This window comes from Candidatus Thiothrix sulfatifontis, from assembly GCA_022828425.1.
In the GTDB taxonomy this organism is placed as follows: domain Bacteria; phylum Pseudomonadota; class Gammaproteobacteria; order Thiotrichales; family Thiotrichaceae; genus Thiothrix; species Thiothrix sulfatifontis.
Genome location: CP094685.1, coordinates 1,198,164 through 1,219,297, shown reverse-complemented (window position 1 = coordinate 1,219,297; position 21,134 = coordinate 1,198,164). Strand labels below are relative to the sequence as shown.

32 protein-coding genes are annotated in these 21,134 nt (G+C 49.7%); all 32 read right to left on the bottom strand.

What is annotated here, in order from left to right:
* Window positions 1-70: 70 nt before the first annotated feature.
* Window positions 71-454 (bottom strand): 50S ribosomal protein L17, encoded by a 384-nt coding sequence (rplQ, locus tag L3K52_06210; GenBank protein ID UOG93321.1) that lies wholly within the window; start codon window positions 452-454, stop codon window positions 71-73.
* Window positions 455-479: 25 nt separating this feature from the next.
* A complete protein-coding gene (gene rpoA / locus L3K52_06205) occupies window positions 480-1,484 on the bottom strand; it encodes a DNA-directed RNA polymerase subunit alpha (protein ID UOG93320.1) in 1,005 nt (334 codons plus the stop codon).
* Window positions 1,485-1,510: 26 nt separating this feature from the next.
* Window positions 1,511-2,131 carry a 30S ribosomal protein S4 gene (gene rpsD, locus L3K52_06200; GenBank protein UOG93319.1) on the bottom strand — a complete coding sequence of 207 codons (621 nt, stop codon included), beginning with the start codon at window positions 2,129-2,131 and terminating at the stop codon, window positions 1,511-1,513.
* 11 nt (window positions 2,132-2,142) lie between these two features.
* Window positions 2,143-2,547 carry a 30S ribosomal protein S11 gene (gene rpsK / locus L3K52_06195; protein UOG93318.1) on the bottom strand — a complete coding sequence of 135 codons (405 nt, stop codon included), beginning with the start codon at window positions 2,545-2,547 and terminating at the stop codon, window positions 2,143-2,145.
* Window positions 2,548-2,573: 26 nt separating this feature from the next.
* Window positions 2,574-2,930, bottom strand: a complete 357-nt coding sequence (gene rpsM / locus L3K52_06190) for a 30S ribosomal protein S13 (GenBank protein ID UOG93317.1) — start codon at window positions 2,928-2,930, stop codon at window positions 2,574-2,576.
* A 75-nt stretch (window positions 2,931-3,005) separates the two neighbouring features.
* Complete coding sequence (gene rpmJ, locus L3K52_06185) at window positions 3,006-3,119, bottom strand: 50S ribosomal protein L36 (GenBank protein ID UOG93316.1); 114 nt, start codon at window positions 3,117-3,119, stop codon at window positions 3,006-3,008.
* Window positions 3,120-3,145: 26 nt separating this feature from the next.
* On the bottom strand, window positions 3,146-4,495 hold the full coding sequence (gene secY / locus L3K52_06180) for a preprotein translocase subunit SecY (protein ID UOG93315.1): 1,350 nt from the start codon (window positions 4,493-4,495) through the stop codon (window positions 3,146-3,148).
* Window positions 4,496-4,507: 12 nt separating this feature from the next.
* Window positions 4,508-4,945, bottom strand: a complete 438-nt coding sequence (gene rplO, locus L3K52_06175) for a 50S ribosomal protein L15 (protein ID UOG93314.1) — start codon at window positions 4,943-4,945, stop codon at window positions 4,508-4,510.
* A gap of 1 nt (window position 4,946) precedes the next feature.
* A complete protein-coding gene (gene rpmD, locus L3K52_06170; GenBank protein UOG93313.1) occupies window positions 4,947-5,135 on the bottom strand; it encodes a 50S ribosomal protein L30 in 189 nt (62 codons plus the stop codon).
* 3 nt (window positions 5,136-5,138) lie between these two features.
* On the bottom strand, window positions 5,139-5,648 hold the full coding sequence (gene rpsE, locus L3K52_06165) for a 30S ribosomal protein S5 (GenBank protein ID UOG93312.1): 510 nt from the start codon (window positions 5,646-5,648) through the stop codon (window positions 5,139-5,141).
* A gap of 9 nt (window positions 5,649-5,657) precedes the next feature.
* Complete coding sequence (gene rplR, locus L3K52_06160; GenBank protein ID UOG93311.1) at window positions 5,658-6,011, bottom strand: 50S ribosomal protein L18; 354 nt, start codon at window positions 6,009-6,011, stop codon at window positions 5,658-5,660.
* Window positions 6,012-6,023: 12 nt separating this feature from the next.
* Window positions 6,024-6,563, bottom strand: a complete 540-nt coding sequence (gene rplF / locus L3K52_06155; protein ID UOG93310.1) for a 50S ribosomal protein L6 — start codon at window positions 6,561-6,563, stop codon at window positions 6,024-6,026.
* Between the two features lie 14 nt (window positions 6,564-6,577).
* The gene (gene rpsH / locus L3K52_06150; protein UOG93309.1) at window positions 6,578-6,973 is read right to left on the bottom strand and encodes a 30S ribosomal protein S8; all 396 of its coding nucleotides are present in this window, start codon (window positions 6,971-6,973) and stop codon (window positions 6,578-6,580) included.
* Window positions 6,974-6,985: 12 nt separating this feature from the next.
* Window positions 6,986-7,291: a 30S ribosomal protein S14 gene (rpsN, locus tag L3K52_06145; GenBank protein ID UOG93308.1), complete on the bottom strand. Its 306-nt coding sequence runs from the start codon at window positions 7,289-7,291 to the stop codon at window positions 6,986-6,988.
* Between the two features lie 14 nt (window positions 7,292-7,305).
* Window positions 7,306-7,848, bottom strand: a complete 543-nt coding sequence (gene rplE / locus L3K52_06140; protein ID UOG93307.1) for a 50S ribosomal protein L5 — start codon at window positions 7,846-7,848, stop codon at window positions 7,306-7,308.
* 8 nt (window positions 7,849-7,856) lie between these two features.
* A complete protein-coding gene (gene rplX / locus L3K52_06135) occupies window positions 7,857-8,177 on the bottom strand; it encodes a 50S ribosomal protein L24 (GenBank protein UOG93306.1) in 321 nt (106 codons plus the stop codon).
* Between the two features lie 28 nt (window positions 8,178-8,205).
* Window positions 8,206-8,574 carry a 50S ribosomal protein L14 gene (rplN, locus tag L3K52_06130; protein UOG93305.1) on the bottom strand — a complete coding sequence of 123 codons (369 nt, stop codon included), beginning with the start codon at window positions 8,572-8,574 and terminating at the stop codon, window positions 8,206-8,208.
* A 16-nt stretch (window positions 8,575-8,590) separates the two neighbouring features.
* The gene (gene rpsQ, locus L3K52_06125; protein UOG93304.1) at window positions 8,591-8,866 is read right to left on the bottom strand and encodes a 30S ribosomal protein S17; all 276 of its coding nucleotides are present in this window, start codon (window positions 8,864-8,866) and stop codon (window positions 8,591-8,593) included.
* 2 nt (window positions 8,867-8,868) lie between these two features.
* Window positions 8,869-9,066, bottom strand: coding sequence for a 50S ribosomal protein L29 (gene rpmC, locus L3K52_06120; GenBank protein UOG93303.1), 198 nt, complete (start codon window positions 9,064-9,066; stop codon window positions 8,869-8,871).
* Window positions 9,066-9,479 carry a 50S ribosomal protein L16 gene (gene rplP / locus L3K52_06115; GenBank protein UOG93302.1) on the bottom strand — a complete coding sequence of 138 codons (414 nt, stop codon included), beginning with the start codon at window positions 9,477-9,479 and terminating at the stop codon, window positions 9,066-9,068. Before rplP ends, rpmC begins: the two co-directional genes overlap by 1 nt.
* A gap of 12 nt (window positions 9,480-9,491) precedes the next feature.
* Window positions 9,492-10,199 (bottom strand): 30S ribosomal protein S3, encoded by a 708-nt coding sequence (rpsC, locus tag L3K52_06110; protein ID UOG93301.1) that lies wholly within the window; start codon window positions 10,197-10,199, stop codon window positions 9,492-9,494.
* Between the two features lie 8 nt (window positions 10,200-10,207).
* Window positions 10,208-10,540 (bottom strand): 50S ribosomal protein L22, encoded by a 333-nt coding sequence (rplV, locus tag L3K52_06105; GenBank protein UOG93300.1) that lies wholly within the window; start codon window positions 10,538-10,540, stop codon window positions 10,208-10,210.
* 9 nt (window positions 10,541-10,549) lie between these two features.
* On the bottom strand, window positions 10,550-10,822 hold the full coding sequence (gene rpsS / locus L3K52_06100; GenBank protein UOG93299.1) for a 30S ribosomal protein S19: 273 nt from the start codon (window positions 10,820-10,822) through the stop codon (window positions 10,550-10,552).
* A gap of 12 nt (window positions 10,823-10,834) precedes the next feature.
* The gene (gene rplB / locus L3K52_06095) at window positions 10,835-11,662 is read right to left on the bottom strand and encodes a 50S ribosomal protein L2 (protein UOG93298.1); all 828 of its coding nucleotides are present in this window, start codon (window positions 11,660-11,662) and stop codon (window positions 10,835-10,837) included.
* Window positions 11,663-11,676: 14 nt separating this feature from the next.
* Window positions 11,677-11,970, bottom strand: a complete 294-nt coding sequence (rplW, locus tag L3K52_06090) for a 50S ribosomal protein L23 (GenBank protein UOG93297.1) — start codon at window positions 11,968-11,970, stop codon at window positions 11,677-11,679.
* A complete protein-coding gene (gene rplD / locus L3K52_06085; GenBank protein UOG93296.1) occupies window positions 11,967-12,569 on the bottom strand; it encodes a 50S ribosomal protein L4 in 603 nt (200 codons plus the stop codon). Before rplD ends, rplW begins: the two co-directional genes overlap by 4 nt.
* A gap of 11 nt (window positions 12,570-12,580) precedes the next feature.
* Window positions 12,581-13,213, bottom strand: a complete 633-nt coding sequence (rplC, locus tag L3K52_06080) for a 50S ribosomal protein L3 (GenBank protein ID UOG93972.1) — start codon at window positions 13,211-13,213, stop codon at window positions 12,581-12,583.
* Window positions 13,214-13,351: 138 nt separating this feature from the next.
* A complete protein-coding gene (rpsJ, locus tag L3K52_06075; protein ID UOG93295.1) occupies window positions 13,352-13,663 on the bottom strand; it encodes a 30S ribosomal protein S10 in 312 nt (103 codons plus the stop codon).
* A 122-nt stretch (window positions 13,664-13,785) separates the two neighbouring features.
* Window positions 13,786-15,891, bottom strand: a complete 2,106-nt coding sequence (gene fusA, locus L3K52_06070) for an elongation factor G (protein ID UOG93294.1) — start codon at window positions 15,889-15,891, stop codon at window positions 13,786-13,788.
* Window positions 15,892-15,909: 18 nt separating this feature from the next.
* Window positions 15,910-16,380, bottom strand: coding sequence for a 30S ribosomal protein S7 (rpsG, locus tag L3K52_06065; protein UOG93293.1), 471 nt, complete (start codon window positions 16,378-16,380; stop codon window positions 15,910-15,912).
* A 19-nt stretch (window positions 16,381-16,399) separates the two neighbouring features.
* The gene (rpsL, locus tag L3K52_06060) at window positions 16,400-16,774 is read right to left on the bottom strand and encodes a 30S ribosomal protein S12 (protein UOG93292.1); all 375 of its coding nucleotides are present in this window, start codon (window positions 16,772-16,774) and stop codon (window positions 16,400-16,402) included.
* 162 nt (window positions 16,775-16,936) lie between these two features.
* On the bottom strand, window positions 16,937-21,127 hold the full coding sequence (rpoC, locus tag L3K52_06055; protein UOG93291.1) for a DNA-directed RNA polymerase subunit beta': 4,191 nt from the start codon (window positions 21,125-21,127) through the stop codon (window positions 16,937-16,939).
* Window positions 21,128-21,134 lie beyond the last annotated feature (7 nt).

Below are 21,134 nucleotides of genomic sequence, written 5' to 3'. Positions count from 1 at the left end.
TATCCCCTGAAAATAAGAAACGCAAAAAGGCCGAACAGTGTCGGCCTTCTCAGGAAGCGTAAAGCGATGCTTACTCGGCTGCGGCTTGTGCAGCGTCTGCTTCATCAACCAATGCAACATAAGCCATTGGCGCATTATCACCGGCGCGGAAACCGCACTTAATGATACGCAAATAACCACCTTGGCGCTCTTTAAAGCGTGGACCAAGATCATTAAAAAGCTTACCAACGATTTCTTTATCACGCAGGCGTGAAAAAATAATACGACGGTTGTGTACGGAATCTTCTTTCGCACGAGTGATCAGTGGCTCAGCTACACGGCGCAATTCTTTCGCCTTTGGCAGAGTTGTTTTGATCGTCTCGTGACGAAGCAGTGAGTTGGTCAAAGCTTGCAGCAGGGCTTTACGGGCGCTGCTATCGCGGCTTAATTGACGACCAGTATTACGGTGACGCATTTTCTATATCCTTCAAAACCCGTGGTTAAGCCACTTTGCTGTCACGGTGATCCAAACCTGCCGGAGGCCAGCTATCCAGCTTAGCGCCCAGTGTCAGACCATGCTGTGCCAGCACATCTTTAATTTCAGTCAAAGACTTTTTGCCCAGATTCGGAGTCTTCAGCAATTCAGTCTCAGTACGTTGTACGAGATCACCGATGTAGAACAGGTTCTCTGCTTTGAGGCAGTTAGCTGAACGTACAGTCAGCTCCAGGTCGTCAACCGGACGCAACAGAATCGGGTCAATTTCTGGTTGAGATTCTTCACGGCGAACCGGCTCATCAACACGCAGGTCGAAGAACACAGCCAATTGCTGTTGCAGAATCTGTGCTGCCATTCCAATGGACTCTTCCGCGTTGACGGAACCATCCGTTTGGATTTCCAGCACCAATTTATCCATGTCCGTGCGCTGCTCAACACGGGCGCTGTCTACATTGTAGGCAACGCGCGTAATCGGGCTGTAGCTGGCATCCAACACCAAAGTGCCTAACGGCAATTCAGGGGAGTCTGGGCCACGGCGTACCGATGCTGGTTGATAACCACGACCACGGGTAATGGTCAGGCTCATTTCCAGATCAGTGTCGTCCTTAGTGATGTGTGCAATCACATGACTGGGATTAATAATGTCCACGTCATGGTCGCGCTCAATATCCGCCGCAGTAACAACACCTTTGCCTTTCTTTTTCAAAGTCAAGGTTGCTTCGTCGCGGGCATTCAAGCGGATTGCCAAATTTTTGAGATTCAATAGAATCTCAACCACGTCTTCTTGTACACCCTCAATGCTGGTGTATTCGTGTACTACGCCACTGATTTGCACTTCCGTCACCGCGCTGCCCGGAATAGAAGACAATAAAATGCGGCGCAAGGCATTACCCAACGTGTGACCAAAACCGCGCTCTAATGGCTCAAGCGTAATGCGATAGGTATTTAAACCTGTCTCTTGCACATGAACATTGCGTGGTTTCAGCAATTCTGTTGTTTTCGAGGTCATACTTTTCCTCTCGAACGAATCGATGATTACTTGGAGTACAATTCCACGATCAGGGATTCATTAATTTCGGCTGGCAGATCGCTACGGTCTGGTACAGATTTAAATGTACCTGACAATCCCTTAGAATCAACATCAACCCATGATGGGAAGCCTAGTTGTTCGGCTACAGCAACAGAGTCCTGTATACGGGTTTGCTTCTTGGACTTTTCACGAACCGCTACGACATCACCGGCTTTAACCTGGTAGGATGGGATGTTCACTGATTGACCGTTAACAGTAATAGCCTTGTGGCTAACCAGTTGACGGGATTCAGCGCGGGTAGAACCGTAACCCATGCGGTAAACGACGTTATCAAGACGGCATTCCAGCAACTTCAACAGATTTTCACCCGTGGAACCTTTGCGGCGTGCTGACTCTTTAAAGTAGTTGCTGAATTGACGTTCCAGTACACCGTACATACGGCGAACTTTTTGCTTTTCGCGCAACTGAACACCGTAGTCAGACAAACGGGCTTTATTTTCGCCGTGCTGACCCGGAACTTTGTCCAGTTTACATTTCTTTTCGAGGGAAACACTGCGGCTTTTCAGGAAAAGGTCAGTGCCTTCGCGTCTGCTCAGTTTGCAGGTAGGGCCAATATAACGTGCCATATGACTATCTCCTACACACGACGTTTCTTAGGTGGACGGCAGCCGTTGTGCGGGATCGGCGTTACATCCACAATGCTGTTAATTCTGAAGCCAACGCTGTTCAGGGCACGTACCGCGGATTCACGACCAGGCCCTGGACCTTTGACTTCAACATCAAGGTTTTTCAAGCCGTAATCTTTTGCTGCGTTACCCGCACGTTCAGCAGCAACCTGCGCCGCAAACGGGGTACTTTTACGTGAACCACGGAAACCAGAGCCACCAGAAGTAGCCCATGCCAGCGCGTTGCCTTGGCGGTCGGTGATAGTCACAATTGTGTTGTTAAATGATGCATGGACGTGTGCAACACCGTCAGTGACAGTTTTCTTGACCTTCTTACGAAGGTTAACAGTTGCACCTTTTCTAGGCTGTCTTGCCATTACTTACTCTACCTGCAATCTATGTATTATTTGCGAATAGGACGACGCGGGCCTTTACGGGTACGCGCGTTAGTCTTGGTACGCTGACCGCGCATCGGCAGGCCACGTCTGTGGCGAATGCCACGATAGCAACCCATGTCCATCAAACGTTTGATTGACATGGAAACTTCACGACGTAAGTCACCTTCAACTAGGAGCTTACCTACTTCAAGACGCAAACGTTCAACTTGATCTTCACTGAGGTCACGAATTTTGGTGCTTGGCACTACATCCGCTGCCTTACAAATATCAGCAGCACGTGGACGACCAACACCATAAATAGCGGTCAAACCGATTACTACGTGCTTACTAACAGGAAGATTGATACCCGCAATACGAGCCATTAAAATCTCTCCAGACTACCGGGAAAACGGGCGATTGTGCCAGAACCCCTTTTAATTATCAACCTAAATCGACTCTTAACCTTGACGCTGTTTGTGGCGCGGGTCAGAACAGATAATACGAACCACACCGTGTCTGCGAACTACACGGCAATTGCGGCACAATTTTTTAACTGAAGCACGAACCTTCATGATAAAAACCTCTTGAAATAATCAAATCAGCGCACAGTGCCGGGGCGTGTCTGCGCTTTGAAATTGGCCTTTTTCATCAGACCTTCGTATTGGTGTGACATCATGTGTGCTTGTAATTGAGACAAAAAGTCCATGACGACAACCACGATGATCAGCAATGAAGTACCTCCAAAATAGAAAGGTACTTTCCAAACCAGAATCAGAAATTCAGGCAGCAGGCAAACCAATGTAATGTAAATAGCACCAACCCCAGTTAATCGGGTCATGACACCATCGATGTATTTAGATGTTTGTTCACCCGGCCTAATCCCCGGAATAAAAGCACCCGCTTTTTTCAGATTATCTGCCGTCTCACGTGAGTTGAAGACCAACGCAGTATAGAAAAAGCAAAAGAATACAATTGCGGTCGCATAGAGTAACACATAAACGGGCTCACCGGGCTTTAACATATCAAAAAAGCCTTTCAACCAACCCATACCCTCTGCATTACCAAACCATTGCCCCAGCGTTGCAGGAAACAAAATAATACTGGAAGCAAAAATGGGTGGGATAACACCGGCCATATTCAACTTCAGAGGCAGGTGGCTGGACTGCGCTTGCATCATTTTACGACCTTGCTGACGGTTAGCATAATTGACCGTGATGCGACGTTGACCACGTTCAACAAAGATAACCAATGCGGTTACTGCTAACACCAATAACAGCAATGCAATTACAAACAAAGAATGTAATTCGCCGGTATTCACCAACTCCAATGTGCCGCCAATAGCAGCAGGCAACCCAGCAACGATACCCGCGAAAATGATCAAAGAAATGCCATTACCAATACCACGCTCAGTAATTTGTTCGCCCAACCACATTAAGAAGAGCGTACCTGTTACCAGAGTGACAACTGTCGTAATCGTGAAACCGATACCGGGGTTCAAAGCAATGGTTTGACCATTGCCCGCATCAGTGCCACCTAAGGCAATCGCCACTCCAAAGCTTTGGAACAACGCCAAAACCACAGTGCCGTAACGCGTGTATTGCGTGATCTTACGGCGACCAGATTCGCCTTCTTTCTTGATTTGCTCCAAAGTCGGAACAACCGTCGCCATCAACTGCATAATGATGGAAGCTGAGATATACGGCATAATCCCTAACGCAAATACGCTCAAGCGCTCTAATGCACCGCCTGAGAACATATTAAAAACGCCGAGAATTGTACCGTTATTCTGGTCGAAAAATTGCGCCATGGCCGCAGGATTTACACCAGGAACAGGAATATAGGTACCAATGCGGTAAACGATCAACGCCAGCAGCACGAAAACTAGCCGCTGGCGGATTTCAACCATGTTTCCAAAGCCCCCAAGGGAACCTGTAGGGTTCTTGCGCATATTGTTTATCCGTTATTCTTCGATTGTGCCGCCTGCGGCTTCGATCGCGGCACGTGCGCCCTTGGTAACGCCAACACCCTTTACAGTGACTGCTTTCGCAACTTCACCGGAAAGAATGATTTTAGCTTGCAAGGTACGCGCATCAACCACATTCGCAGCAATCAGACCAGCCAGATCAATAACATCGCCTTCGACCAATGCCAATTCGTTCAAACGAACTTCGGCGGTGCGCTGACCAATGCGTGACGTAAAACCAAACTTAGGCAGACGACGATGCATAGGCATCTGACCACCCTCGAAACCCTTACGGTGATGGAAACCACCTTTACGGGATTTTTGACCTTTGTGACCACGACCAGCAGTCTTACCCAGACCAGAGCCAATACCACGGCCTACACGGGTGCGCTCAGGGCGGCTACCCAATTCAGGTTGTAGCGTATTTAATTTCATCTTAAGCTTCCTCAACCTTGAGCATGTAGGAAATCTTGTTGATCATGCCACGGTTTTCAGGGGTATCAATCACAGTAATTGTATTGTGAATCTTACGGATACCAAGGCCACGCGCACACTGCTGATGGGCTTTCAGGCGACCATTCAGACTGCGGTATAACGTCACTTTGAGTTGTTTCGCGGAAGTCATTGTTTACCCCTTAATGTCTGCAACGGCTTTACCACGTTTCGCCGCAATCATCTCAGGTGATTGCATTGAACCCAGTGCAGCGATCGTAGTGCGAACTACATTGCCTGCATTACGTGTGCCTTGGCATTTGGACAGTACGTTACGTACCCCCGCCACTTCCAGAACCGCACGCATCGCACCACCGGCGATAACGCCTGTACCTTCAGAAGCGGGCTGCATGTAAATACGTGCTGCGCCCTGTTCGTATTTGATAGGGTATTGCAACGTACCGTCTACCAAAGAAACTGTCACCATGTTACGACGTGCTTGATCCATTGCTTTCTGGATAGCAGCAGGCACTTCACGCGCCTTACCGTAACCAAAACCCACGCGACCATTGCCATCGCCCACTACGGTCAACGCAGTGAAACTCATGATGCGACCACCTTTAACCGTCTTAGCAACGCGGTTAACTTTAACCAACTTTTCTTGCAAGCCGTCGGACGGTGCTGATGTATGTTCTGCCTTCGCCATGATAAATCCTTAGAATTTCAGACCGGCTTCACGAGCGCTATCTGCCAGCGCCTTGATGCGACCATGATATTTAAAACCAGAGCGATCAAAAGCAACCGCGTCAATACCTTTTGCCAATGCACGCTCAGCAACCAACTTGCCCACTGCGATAGCAGCAGCAACGTTGCCTGAGTAGTCCAGACCTGCTTTCAGGTCTTTATCCAGCGTGGAAGCTGAAGCCAGTACTTGAGAACCATCAGAAGTCACCACTTGTGCATAGATATGCAGAGAAGTACGGTGAATACTCAGACGGTTAACACGCAACTCACGCATTTTCATGCGGCTACGCTTACCACGACGGATGCGGGATGTTTTCTTGTCCATCTTTAGTTCACCTTACTTCTTCTTCTTGGTCTCTTTGCGCAGAATAACTTCGTCTGAATACTTCACACCTTTACCTTTGTAAGGCTCTGGTGGACGGTATGCACGAACTTCTGCCGCAACTTGACCAACTTTCTGCTTATCGCTACCACGGATCAGAATTTCTGTCTGACTAGGGGTTTCGACCGTAATGCCTTCTGGCATATCGTGTACCACAGGGTGGGAAAAACCCAAGCTGAGATTTAATTTATTGCCTTGAGCTTGAGCACGATAACCGACCCCAACCAACTGCAATTTTTTCTCAAAGCCTTGGCTAACGCCAATCACCATGTTGTTTGCCAATGCGCGTGTAGTACCCGCTAATGCCCAACCAGCAGAATCGCCGTCACGCTTAGCTTTAAACTTCAGTACATTGTCTTCTTGTGAAACTTCTACAGCATCGTGCACTGCGAAATCAAAAGAGCCTTTGCCGCCTTTGACTTTCAGGCTTTGCCCGCTGATGCTAACTTCTACGCCTTTCGGCACAGTCAGCGCTTTCTTTGCAATTCTAGACATTTCAAAGCCCGCCTTTATTCAACCGTGCAAATGACTTCGCCACCCTGGCCAGAAGCCTTGGCGACGCGACCACTCATGACACCTTTGGATGTGGAAACGATAGAAACACCGTAACCACCCATAACTGTTGGCAGCTCATCTGCACCACGGAAGATACGCAGACCGGGGCGGCTGATACGTTTCACCTTGGTGATAACCGGCTTACCCTGAAAATACTTCAGTTTAACCGTTGTAACAGGCTTACCATCGACAGCATCTGTTGCAAATTCAGCAACATAACCTTCGCTTTGTAATACTTCTAGAATCGCCGTTTTCTGTTTAGAAGACGGAAATTTAACGCTCGCCTTGGTTGCCATTTGACCGTTACGAATGCGGGTCAGCATGTCGGCGATAGGATCACTCATACTCATTTTGCTTCTCCTTTACCAACTTGCTTTGGTCAAACCAGGCACATCGCCACGCATGGCAGCTTCGCGCAATTTATTACGGCACAGACCGAATTTGCGGTAAACAGCATGTGGACGACCAGTCAGACGGCAACGGGTCATTTGACGAACCGGGCTGCTATCACGTGGTAACTTTTGCAGCTTTTCGTTAGCTTCCATCACAGCTTCAAACGAGCTGTCGGGGCTGCTAATGATAGCTTTCAGTTCATCACGCTTAGCTGCGAATTTTGCGACAGCAGCAGTACGGCGTGTTTCACGAGCGATCATGGATTTCTTAGCCATGTGATCTTATCCTCTTACTGCTGACGGAAAGGGAATTTGAATGCTTCGAGCAGCGCTTTCCCTTCTTCGTTATTTTTTGCGGTGGTCGCAATCGTAATGTTCATACCACGCAGGACATCAATTTTATCGTACTCGATCTCTGGGAAGATGATCTGTTCTTTGATGCCCATATTGTAGTTACCACGACCATCAAAGGCACGAGCATTGAGACCACGAAAGTCACGGATACGGGGGATGGAAATATTAACGAGACGGTCAATGAACTCGTACATTTTCTCGCCACGAAGCGTTACCATGCAGCCAATCGGCCAACCGTCACGAATTTTGAAACCCGCCACTGATTTACGGCTCAGTGTCACCACAGGTTTTTGACCTGCGATCTTAGACATATCACCTGTTGCATGTTCAATAATCTTCTTATCACCGACAGCTTCACCCAAACCCATGTTCAGGCTGACTTTCACTAGCTTCGGCACTTCCATCACATTGCTGTACCCGAACTTGTCCATCAATTCCTTGATGACAGTATCGCGGTAATACTGTTGCAGTCTCGACATTTTACACCTTAAGCGTCTACGCGCTCACCATTGGACTTAAAGACACGGATTTTCTTACCATCGTCCAGGAGCTTGAATCCAACGCGGTCACCCTTGCCAGTGGCAGGATTGACCAGCATCACATTTGAAGTATCCATCGGCATTTCTTTTTCGATAATGCCACCTTGAACACCTGCATTTGGGTTAGGCTTAACGTGTTTTTTAACACGGTTAATGCCTTGAACCAAAACCTTACCTTCGTCTACCAACACCTGCATGATCTTGCCGCGACGGCCTTTATCTTTGCCGGTGATGACAACTACTTCGTCATTGCTGCGAATTTTACGCATTTCGTCACCTACTTCTGTCGTTGCAGTCTTACAGCACTTCAGGTGCCAGAGAAATAATCTTCATGAACTTTTCACCACGCAATTCGCGAGTGACAGGCCCAAAAATACGTGTGCCGATGGGGTCAAGCTTATTATTCAGCAAGACAGCGGCGTTACCATCAAAACGAATCTTAGAGCCGTCATTACGACGCACACCGTGAGCAGTACGCACGATGACAGCGTTGTAAACGTCGCCCTTCTTAACTTTACCGCGCGGAATCGCATCTTTAATGCTGACTTTGATGATGTCACCAATGCCTGCATAACGACGATGAGAACCGCCCAGAACTTTGATGCACATAACTCGTTTGGCACCACTGTTATCTGCAACTTGCAGAATGGATTGCATCTGGATCATTTACGTTCTCCGTCCCTTATGCTTGGCCTGGGGCGCGTTCAACAACTTTGATCAAGGTCCAGTGCTTTGTTTTAGACAAAGGACGGCATTCCTTGAACATTACGGTATCACCTTCACGACATTCATTGTTTTCGTCGTGAACATGGTATTTTTTAGAACGCTTAATGAACTTACCGTACATTGGGTGCTTTACTTGACGTTCCATCAGCACCACGATTGACTTGTCCATCTTGTTACTGACTACACGACCCATCAGGCTGCGTTCAACTTTTGCTTCTTCGCTAACAGTCATCGTTATTCACCTGCCACTTGCTTTTGTGCAAGCACTGTCTTGATACGGGCAATCTGACGACGCACACGCTTCACTTCGGAAGGACGTGATAACTGGCCAGCGGCTTTTTGCATACGCAGCTTAAACTGCTCCTTCAGGTTTTCTACCAGCTCAGTTTTGAGCTCAGTAGCTGATTTTTGCTTAAGTTCTGCTGCGTTCATCACATCACCTGACGGGAAACAAATGTAGTCTTAACCGGCAGTTTTGCAGAAGCAAGACGGAAAGCCTCACGTGCAATTTCTTCTGCCACACCTTCAATTTCGTAGAGAACCTTGCCGGGCTGAACCAGTGCCACCCAGTATTCAACGTTCCCTTTACCTTTACCTTGACGAACTTCCAACGGTTTTTTGCTGATTGGCTTGTCCGGGAACACGCGAATCCAGATTTTACCGCCACGACGGACATAACGATTGATGGCACGACGTGCCGATTCAATTTGACGCGCTGTCAAGCGACCGCGCTCTACCGTTTTCAGCCCGAAGTCGCCGAAGCTAACTTTGCTGCCCGCTAATGCTAGACCACGGTTGCGGCCTTTCATCTGTTTGCGGAATTTGGTTCTCTTGGGTTGTAACATCTCAAACCTCTATCACTTCTTCTTTCTGCCTTGACCTTGGTTTTGTTGACCTTGGTTTTGGCTAGATTGCTGTTTCTGTTCCAGGTCGAAGACTTCGCCCTTGTAGATCCAAACCTTGACACCGATGATTCCATAGGTGGTTAGCGCTTCGGCAGTTGCGTAGTCAATGTCAGCGCGCAGGGTATGCAATGGTACACGACCTTCGCGGAAAAACTCAGTCCGCGCAATTTCCGCACCGTTCAAACGGCCTGCCACACAAACTTTGATACCCAACGCACCCAGACGCATCGCGTTCGCCACTGCACGCTTAGCAGCACGACGGAACATGATACGACGTTCAAGCTGGCTGGCAATGCTCTCTGCCACCAATTGGGAGTCCAATTCAGGCTTACGAATTTCTTCGATATTCAGCTTCACATTGTTGATGTGCAAGCCCAGCTTAGCGGCTGTTTCTGCACGCAGCTTCTCAATATCTTCGCCTTTCTTACCAATAACAACACCCGGACGCGCGGTGTGAATGGTGATAAAAGCAGACTTTGCGGGACGCTCAATTTGAATACGGCTAACTGAAGCTTCTTTCAGTCTTTTCTTCAAGAATGTGCGCACTTCCAAATCTTTAAACAGGAAGTCGGCATAGTCCTTGCCTTCAGCGTACCACTTAGAGCGCCAGTCGGTGGCGATACCAAGACGAATGCCGGTTGGATTTACTTTCTGACCCATACTAAACCTTACTTCTCGCCTACAGCGACGGTAATGTGACTGGTACGCTTAAGGATGCGGTTAGCACGACCTTTAGCACGCGGCATGATACGCTTCATGGTTGGACCTTGATCAACGAATACACTCTTAATGCACAATTCGTCCACATCAGCACCGTCATTGTGTTCAGCGTTAGCAATCGCAGACTCCAGAACTTTCTTCAACATCGCCGCACCTTTTTTCGGGCTAAACGCCAGAATATTCAGTGCCTTATCCACCGGCAGCCCACGAATCTGATCAGCGACCAGTCGGCACTTCTGAGGTGAAATGCGTGCGAAACGCAATTTTGCAGCAACTTCCATTTCGACCTCTTACTTCGACTTTTTGTCGGCAACGTGACCACGATAAGAGCGGGTCAGTGCAAACTCACCCAACTTATGGCCTACCATATTTTCATTAACCAGCACCGGAATATGCTGCTTGCCATTATGTACTGCCACAGTCAAGCCGATGAATTCGGGCAGGATCATGGAGCGGCGCGACCATGTTTTGATTGGACGACGATCGTTAGCCGCTTTAGCAGTTTCAATCTTCTTCATCAGGTGATGGTCAACGAAAGGGCCTTTTTTGAGTGAACGTGGCACTGTGTAATCCTCTTACTTCTTGTTCCGGCGACGGACAATCATATTGTCAGTACGTTTGTTGCTACGAGTCTTGTAACCCTTGGTTGGAACACCCCAAGGAGTAACAGGGTGACGACCACCAGAGGTACGACCCTCACCACCACCGTGTGGATGGTCTACTGGGTTCATAACCACACCACGAACGGTAGGACGGACACCGCGCCAGCGCTTTGCACCCGCTTTACCCAGCTTAATCAAGGCATGTTCGGAATTACCGACTTCACCAATGGTTGCGCGGCAGTCAATCGGAACTTTACGCATTTCACCTGAACGCAAACGAATGGTGGCATAAGCACCTTCACGCGCCACCAATTGAGCAGAAGCACCAGCACTACGCGCTAATTGCGCACCCTTGCCTACTTTCATTTCAATGCAGTGGATCACACTACCGACCGGAATATTCCGCATTGGCAGGCAGTTACCGACAGCAATCGGCGCATGAACACCAGAAACAACTTCTGCATCAGCACTCAAGCCTTTCGGAGCAATAATGTAACGGCGCTCACCATCAGCGTACAACAACAATGCAATATTGGCGCTACGGTTAGGGTCATACTCCAAACGCTCAACACGCGCTGGAATATCATCTTTACGACGCTTAAAATCAACGAGACGGTAGTGTTGACGATGACCACCACCCACATGACGAACAGTAATGCGACCAGTGTTGTTACGACCGCCACTTTTACGCTTATTTTCCAACAAGCTCTTACAAGGTTCGCCCTTGTGTAATTCTTTATTAACAACCTTAACCTGGAAGCGACGCCCTGGGGAGGTTGGTTTTGCCTTAACGACTGCCATGATTCACCCTTGCCTTATTCTACTGCCGCATCCAAAGAAAAACCTTCGGACAGGCTCACATAAGCCTTTTTCCAATCGCTACGATGACCGGCGCGACGTCCAAAATTCTTTTGCTTGCCTTTTACATTGATGGTACGAACCTGATCAACTTTGACTTCAAATAAAGTCTCGACAGCATCCTTAATTTCTTGTTTAGTTGCTGTTTTGGCAACCTTAAACACGTACTGGTTTGCTTTTTCAGTAGCACGGACAGTTTTTTCCGTTACCCGTGGCGCAACCAAAACATGATAGAGACGTTCCATACTCATGCCAGCCACTCCTGAATTTTGCTTACTGCGCCAGTAGTCACCACAACTTTTTGGTGGCCTACCAAGCTAACTGGATTCAAACCAGCAACAGTCGCCACTTCACAGTGAGGAATGTTACGAGCAGAAAGCAACACATTAACATCATCCACATCAGACACCAGCAACACGTCGTTGGAACCATACTCTTTCAGCTTTGCCAGCATTAACTTGGTTTTAGGCTCTTCAATGTTGAATGAATCTACCACCACGAAACGCTCCTGACGCACTAGCTCAGAGAAGATGGCACGCATGGCTGCACGGTACATTTTTTTATTCAGCTTCTGCGTAAAATCACGCGGACGCGCTGCAAAAGACTTACCACCTGTGCGCCACAACGGGCTACGAATACTACCCGCACGCGCACGACCAGTACCTTTCTGTTTAAAAGGCTTGCAGCCACCACCGCTCACATCTGAACGGGTTTTCTGCGCTTTAGTACCAGCACGACCCGCTGCCATATAAGCAACAACCGCCTGATGCACCAAACCTTCGTTAAATTCGCGTGCAAAAATCTCGTCGCTTACTGCGACCGAGCCACCATTTGCAATCTGTAATTCCATTGCTGCCACCTTTATGCCTTGACCGACAGCTTGACAACCACATCGCCGTTAGTAGCGCCTGGAACAGCACCCTTAACCAACAACAGATTGCGCTCAGCGTCTACACGTACCACTTGCAGATTCTGGGCAGTACGCTGTACAGCACCCATATGACCAGCCATTTTTTTGCCTGGGAATACCCGGCCTGGCGTTTGGTTCTGACCAATGGAACCCGGAACTCGGTGCGACAAAGAGTTACCATGCGTGCGGTCTTGACCAGCAAAATGGTGACGCTTCAAAACACCAGCAAAGCCTTTACCCTTGCTAACGCCAGTCACATCAACCATTTGACCTGCTTCAAACATGCTGACTGCCAACTCAGCACCCAGTTCGTAGCCTGACGCATCATCAATGCGCGACTCACGAACATTGGTACCAGCAGGCACGCTCGCCTTGGCAAAATGACCAGCTTCCGATTTGGAAACGCGGGAAGATTTTTTCTCACCTGTAGATAACTGGATGGCATTGTAACCATCTGTTTCTACCGTCTTGACTTGTGACACGCGGTTTGCCGCAATCTCAAGCACAGTGACGGGGGTTGAACCTCCATCTTCACCGTATATCCGGGTCATACCTACTTTGCGACCCAGCAGACCGATAGCCATTTGCATACCTCTTCGAATTACTCACACCGAGCAACTTTCATTCTGTCTTTTAGAAAAACTCGGCTCGACCTAGGTCGAGCCGTGGAAAGCCGCGCATTATAGCAGAAAAATCTCTGCCGTTAAGTCTTTTTTTACAAATCAGTTAAGCTTGATTTGTACATCAACGCCCGCAGCCAAATCCAGCTTCATCAGAGCATCAACAGTCTTGTCAGTCGGATCAATAATATCCATCAGACGCTTGTAAGTACGGATCTCATACTGGTCACGCGCGTCTTTATCAACGTGCGGGGAAACCAGAATGGTGTAACGCTCGATACGTGTAGGCAAAGGAATTGGCCCTTTGACACGCGCACCCGTCCGCTTAGCTGTTTCAACGATCTCAGTCGCAGAACGATCAATTAAGCGATGATCGAATGCTTTCAGGCGAATACGGATTCTTTGATCAGACATAACTATTACTCAATAATTTTAGCAACAACATCGGTGCTGACAGTATCAACACCTTCACGGATCGCAAAACGCAGACCGTCTTTCATTTCAAATGCAAACAGTACCGACACACAAAAGCATCGTTACTCACCTTTTACTTTTCTTATCACCGCTTGCGTCACGGCAGCAGGCGCATCTGCATAGCGCACAAACTCCATGCTGTAAGCAGCGCGACCTTGGGTAGCAGAACGCAGGTCAGTTGCATAACCAAACATTTCACCCAGCGGCACTTCTGCTCGCACCACCAAACTGCCGCTTTCTTCATCCATGCCTTGAATGACACCACGACGGCGGTTCAGATCACCGATAACATCGCCCATATACTCATCAGGCGTAGTCACTTCAACCTTCATCACTGGCTCTAACAGAGCCGGTGCCGCATCCATGACTCCCTGACGAAGTGCTATAGAGCCTGCAATTTTAAATGCCATTTCACTGGAATCGACATCATGATAAGACCCGTCAAACAAGGTAACTTTCATGTCGACCAGCGGGAAACCGACCAATACGCCGTTACCCATTTGTTCTTGCACACCTTTGTCGACGGCTGGCACGAATTCTTTCGGCACTACACCACCCACCAAGGCATTTTCAAATTTGTAGCCTTCTGCTTCACCGAGCGGCTCAAGACGCAGCCAAACGTGACCATACTGCCCGCGCCCACCGGACTGACGTACAAACTTACCTTCAACCTCGACCGTTTTACGGATGGTTTCACGGTAAGCCACTTGTGGTGCGCCCACGTTGCAGTTGACTTTAAACTCACGCAGCATCCGATCCACGATGATTTCCAAGTGCAACTCGCCCATACCGGCGATAATAGTCTGCCCGGTTTCCTCATCAGTACGCACCCGGAACGAGGGGTCTTCTTGCGCGAGTTTACTCAGCGCAATGCCCATGCGTTCTTGGTCAGCCTTGGACTTTGGCTCCACCGCAACTGCGATAACCGGCTCAGGGAAATCCATCTTTTCCAAGGTGATGACGCGATTCATGTCGCACAGCGTATCGCCCGTTGTCACGTCCTTCAAACCGACAGCCGCCGCAATATCACCGGCACGTACTTCATCAATGTCTTCACGTGCATTCGAGTGCATTTGCACCAAACGCCCAATGCGCTCGCGCTTACCTTTTACAGGATTGTAGACAGCACTTTGTGATGTCAACACGCCAGAATATACCCGGAAAAACGTCAATGTCCCCACAAAGGGGTCAGTCGCAATCTTGAAAGCTAATGCAGCAAACGGCTCATCATCACTCGCATGACGCTCCGCTTCAGTTTCTGCTTTATCGCCCAGATGCCCCTTAATCGCAGGCACATCCAACGGTGAAGGCATCAACTCAACAATCTTGTCGAGTGCTGCTTGCACGCCCTTATTCTTAAAGGCCGAACCACAGGTCATCGGGATAATTTCAAGGCTAATGGTACGCTTGCGCAAACCAGCAACAATCTCTTCAGCAGACAAATCCCCTTCTTCGAGGTATTTGTCCATCAATACATCATCGGCTTCGGCAGCAGCCTCTACCATTTTCTCGCGCCATTCCTGACAAGACGCCACCATATCCGCCGGAATATCAACAGCTTCGTAGGTAACACCTTTATCGGCGTCATTCCACATGATCGCCTTCATGCGAATCAAGTCAACCACACCGACGAAATCTTCTTCTGCCCCAATCGGCAGTTGTAACGGCACAGGATTAGCGTTCAGCTTACTCTTCAACTGCTCGTAAACACGCAGGAAATTTGCACCAGAACGATCCATTTTATTGACGAAAGCCATGCGCGGCACATGATACTTATTCGCCTGCCGCCACACCGTTTCCGACTGCGGCTGCACACCGCCGACGGCACACAACACAAACATTGCGCCATCCAACACCCGCAAAGAACGCTCCACTTCAATGGTGAAGTCAACGTGCCCCGGCGTGTCGATAATATTGATACGGTGCAGCGGAAACTGTTTATCCATACCCGACCAAAAACAAGTGGTAGCAGCGGAGGTAATGGTTATACCACGCTCACGCTCCTGCTCCATCCAGTCCATGGTCGCAGCGCCATCATGCACTTCCCCGATCTTATGAGACACACCCGTGTAAAACAAGATGCGCTCGGTGGCAGTGGTTTTGCCCGCATCAATGTGTGCCATGATGCCGATATTACGGTACTGCTCAATGGGGGTGCTACGTGCCACTGATGGTCACTCTTATCATTACCAGCGGAAGTGTGCGAAGGCTTTATTAGCCTCTGCCATGCGATGCACGTCTTCACGCTTCTTCACAGCCGTACCACGCTTCTCAGAAGCATCCATCAACTCACCTGCCAACTTACGCGCCATGGATTTTTCACCACGCTTGCGAGCCGCATCAATCAACCAACGCATCGCCAGCGCATTTTGACGTGAAGGACGTACTTCAACGGGCACTTGGTAAGTAGCACCACCGACACGGCGGGATTTAACTTCTACCGCTGGGCGGACGTTATCCAGTGCATATTCCAGCACTTCAATACCGTCGCCGCCTTTCTTGCCAGCAATTTCAGTCAAGGCGCCGTAAATGATTTTTTCAGCGGCAGACTTTTTACCATCTTGCATAATGGCATTCATGAATTTAGTCAGCAATTGGCTTCCGAACTTAGGATCAGGCAGCACGATGCGTTTGGGGACTTCTCTTCTTCTAGGCATGATTCATATCACCAGTGAATTACTTCTTAGGACGCTTCGTGCCGTACTTGGAACGAGCCTGTTTACGGTTTTTGACACCCTGTGTATCCAAACTACCACGAACGGTGTGGTAACGAACACCCGGAAGGTCTTTTACACGACCGCCGCGAATCAGTACAACCGAGTGTTCCTGGAGATTATGGCCTTCACCACCGATATAACTGGTGACTTCAAAACCATTGGTCAGACGCACACGAGCAACCTTACGCATAGCGGAGTTCGGCTTTTTAGGCGTGGTTGTATAAACACGGGTGCAAACACCACGGCGCTGCGGACAAGCCTCTAGCGCTGGCACCTTGCTTTTCTCTACTTTGCTTTGGCGCGGTTTACGCACCAATTGGTTTACTGTTGCCATATCCTGAAATTATCTCCTGGAATCACGAGGAATCTGCTTGGCTTGCCTTGTCCCCATAAAGAAGTTAGACCGGAAATCGGTCTACTTAAGGAGGCAAGATTCTAGGGATCGGAAAGCCTCCTGTCAAGGAGGTTTTCTCGATTGTTACGTCTTCAACTAAGATTAATCGTCTGAACCCATGTCCAACGGCTCACCGAAGCTAATGGTTTCAGTGGATACCGGACGTTCATAAGCGAATTCATTGCGCTGGCTACGGCGATCGTCATGGTAGGCCAAGCCCGTACCCGCCGGAATCAAACGCCCCACAATGACGTTTTCTTTCAAGCCGCGCAACTCATCACGCGCACCGCGTACCGCAGCCTCAGTCAGAACCCGTGTGGTCTCTTGGAAGGACGCCGCCGACACAAAGGAGTCCGTTACCAAGGATGCTTTGGTAATGCCCATCAGCAGCCGCTCGTAAACGATTTTGAGCTTGCCTTCTTGATCCAAACGTTTGTTTTCTTCCACCACGCGCCAGTAGTCGGTTTGTTCGCCGCGCAGGAATTTGCTATCACCCGGATCAATCACGTCAACCTTGCGCATCATCTGACGCACAATGACCTCGATGTGTTTGTCGTTGATTTTTACACCCTGCAAACGGTAAACAGCTTGAATTTCACGCGCTTGGTATTCCGCCAGTGCAGTCGCACCCAACAAGCGCAGAATGTCATGCGGATTCGGCTCACCGTCGGCGATTACCTCACCACGGTTGAGTTTCTCACCTTCGAACACATCCAGATTACGCCACTTCGGAATCAGTTCTTCGTAATGCTCACCGTCTTCGCCGGTGATAATGACACGCTGCTTGCCTTTGGTTTCTTTACCGAAGGAGATTGTGCCGGTTTTTTCTGCCAGAATCGCGCCATCTTTTGGCTTACGTGCTTCAAACAAGTCCGCAACCCGTGGCAAACCACCCGTGATGTCACGTGTTTTAGAGGATGCTTGCGGCAGACGTGCCACAACCTCACCGACCTGTACGGTTGCACCGTTGGTGGAACTCACGATGGCGCCCGCAGGCAAGGGGTATTGCACTGGAATCTTTGTGCCTTCAAAGAACACGCTATCGCCGCGTTCATCCAGCAAACGCACGGTTGGGCGCAATTCACGACCGGCGGTAGGACGGTTTTTAGGATCCATGACTTCGATGGAGGACAAACCTGTCATTTCGTCCACTTTGGTCTGCACCGTGACATTATCAATGAAGTCACTAAAACTGACCTGACCCGCTACCTCGGAAATAATCGGGTGGGTATGCGGATCCCACGTTGCTACTTCCTGACCAGCGACCACTTTGTCGTAATGGTCAATCGTCAACAGCGCACCGTAGGTCAACTTGTAACGCTCTTTATCGCGCCCATTTTCATCGACCACGCCCAGTTCGCCGGAACGCGATACCACCACCAATTTGCCGTCTTTGTTGCGCACCGTTTTCACGTTGAGCAAATGCACCTGACCGCTGGACTTGACCGCAATGCTGCTTTCTGCCGCCGACCGGCTTGCCGCACCCCCGATGTGGAAGGTACGCATGGTCAACTGAGTACCCGGTTCACCGATGGATTGCGCCGCAATGACCCCGACAGCCTCACCCTTGTTGACAATATGCCCACGAGCAAGGTCACGACCGTAGCATTTCGCGCACACACCGTAACGGGTTTCGCAGGTAATCGCTGAACGTACCACGATTTCATCCACTGCCAGCGCATCAATTTGCTTGACCCATGCTTCGTCAAGGAAAGTACCGGCGGGAATCAAAACTTCGTCACCACGGGTAACATCTTGCGCTACCACACGACCCAATACACGCTCAGCCAAGGCTTCTACCACGTCACCGCCTTCGATGATCGGACGCATTTTGATGCCTTGCACTGTGCCGCAATCGTCAATCGTGACCACCATGTCTTGCGCCACGTCGACCAAACGCCGCGTCAGATAACCAGAGTTCGCGGTTTTGAGAGCGGTATCCGCCAAACCTTTCCGCGCACCGTGCGTCGAGATAAAGTATTGCAGGACGTTCAAACCTTCGCGGAAGTTAGAGGTAATCGGCGTTTCAATGATGGAACCATCCGGTTTTGCCATCAACCCGCGCATCCCCGCCAACTGACGAATCTGCGCCGCAGAACCCCGCGCCCCGGAATCCGCCATCATGTAAATGGAGTTGAAAGATTCTTGGTAAACCAAGTTGCCTTCCGCATCAATGACTTCCTGCTTACCAATCTTTTCCATCATCGCTTTCGCGACTTTTTCATTGGTACTCGCCCAGATGTCGACAACCTTGTTGTAACGTTCGCCCTGTGTCACCAAACCGCTGGAGAATTGCTTCTGGATTTCCAGTACCGCATCTTCCGCTTCTGCCAACAAACCGGCTTTCTTTTCGGGGATCATCATGTCATCCGCACAGAAAGAAACTCCGGCACGGGTCGCGTAACGGTAGCCGGTATACATCAATTGGTCAGCAAACACGACGGACGCTTTCAACCCCACCCGACGGTAAGCTTCATTGATCAGCTTGGAAATCGCCTTTTTCTTCAACACCGTGTTGAACAATTCAAACGGCAAACCTTCCGGCATAATGCTAGTCAGCAAAGCACGCCCGACCGTGGTATCCAGCACGCGAGTACGCTTGATGAATTCACCGTCTTCGTCTTTCAGGCTATCGGTAATCCGCACTTTCACTTTGGCGTGGAGCGACACATTGCCGGTATCGTAAGCACGTTGCACTTCCAACGGATCGGCAAAAATCATGCCTTCGCCTTTCGCATTGATCGCATCACGGGTCATGTAGTACAGACCCAATACGATGTCTTGCGATGGCACGATGATCGGCTCACCGTTCGCCGGTGACAGGACGTTATTGGTCGCCATCATCAGGGTACGCGCTTCCAACTGCGCTTCCAGTGACAACGGTACGTGTACCGCCATCTGGTCGCCGTCGAAGTCCGCGTTGAACGCGGAACACACCAGCGGATGCAATTGGATCGCTTTACCTTCGATCAGGGTCGGCTCGAACGCCTGAATCCCCAAACGGTGCAAGGTCGGTGCGCGGTTGAGCATGACCGGATGTTCACGGATGACTTCCGCGAGAATATCCCAGACTTCCGCCGTTTCACGCTCGACCAGTTTCTTCGCCGCCTTGATGGTGGTCGCTAAACCACGGCGTTGCAACTTACCAAAAATGAATGGCTTGAACAGTTCCAGCGCCATTTTCTTCGGCAGACCACACTGGTGCAAACGCAACGCAGGGCCAACCACGATAACCGAACGGCCGGAGTAGTCGACCCGCTTACCCAACAAGTTCTGACGGAAACGGCCTTGCTTACCCTTGATCATGTCTGACAACGATTTCAGCGGACGCTTGTTAGAACCCGTGATTGCACGACCGCGACGCCCGTTGTCGAGCAACGCATCCACCGACTCTTGCAACATACGCTTTTCGTTGCGCACGATAATGTCCGGGGCATTCAGCTCCAGCAAACGCTTCAAACGGTTGTTACGGTTGATCACGCGGCGGTACAGATCATTCAGGTCGGAAGTGGCGAAACGACCACCATCCAGCGGAACCAGCGGACGCAAATCGGGCGGCAACACGGGCAGCACGGTCATGATCATCCATTCAGGCTTATTGCCGGAATTGATGAACGCCTCCATCAATTTCAGACGTTTGCCTAAACGCTTGAGCTTGGTTTCAGAACCCGTCTCAGCAATCTCTTCGCGCATTCTGGCGACTTCTTCTTTGAGGTCGGTGGAACGCAGCAATTCTAAAATCGCTTCTGCGCCCATGCTGGCTTCAAATTCGTCACCGAACTCCTCGATGGCTTCCAGATAAGCTTCATCGCTGAGCAACTGCGAACGCTCCAGCGTGGTCATGCCCGGCTCTGTTACCACGAAGGTCTCGAAGTACAGAATGCGTTCAATATCCCGCAACGTCATGTCCAACAACAAACCGATGCGGGACGGCAATGATTTCAAAAACCAGATATGCGCAACCGGGCTGGCAAGATCGATATGCCCCATGCGGTCACGGCGCACTTTGGTCTGGGTCACTTCAACGCCGCATTTCTCACACACCACGCCACGGTGTTTCAAACGCTTGTATTTACCGCACAAGCACTCGTAGTCTTTGACTGGGCCAAAAATTTTGGCGCAAAACAAACCGTCACGCTCCGGCTTAAATGTCCGGTAGTTAATGGTTTCAGGCTTTTTGACTTCGCCAAACGACCATGAACGGATAACCTCAGGGGAAGCCAAACTGACTTTGATGGCATCAAAGTCTTGGGTTTCCTGCTCTTTCTTGTGAAAGTTCAATAAATCTTTCATCGGCAAA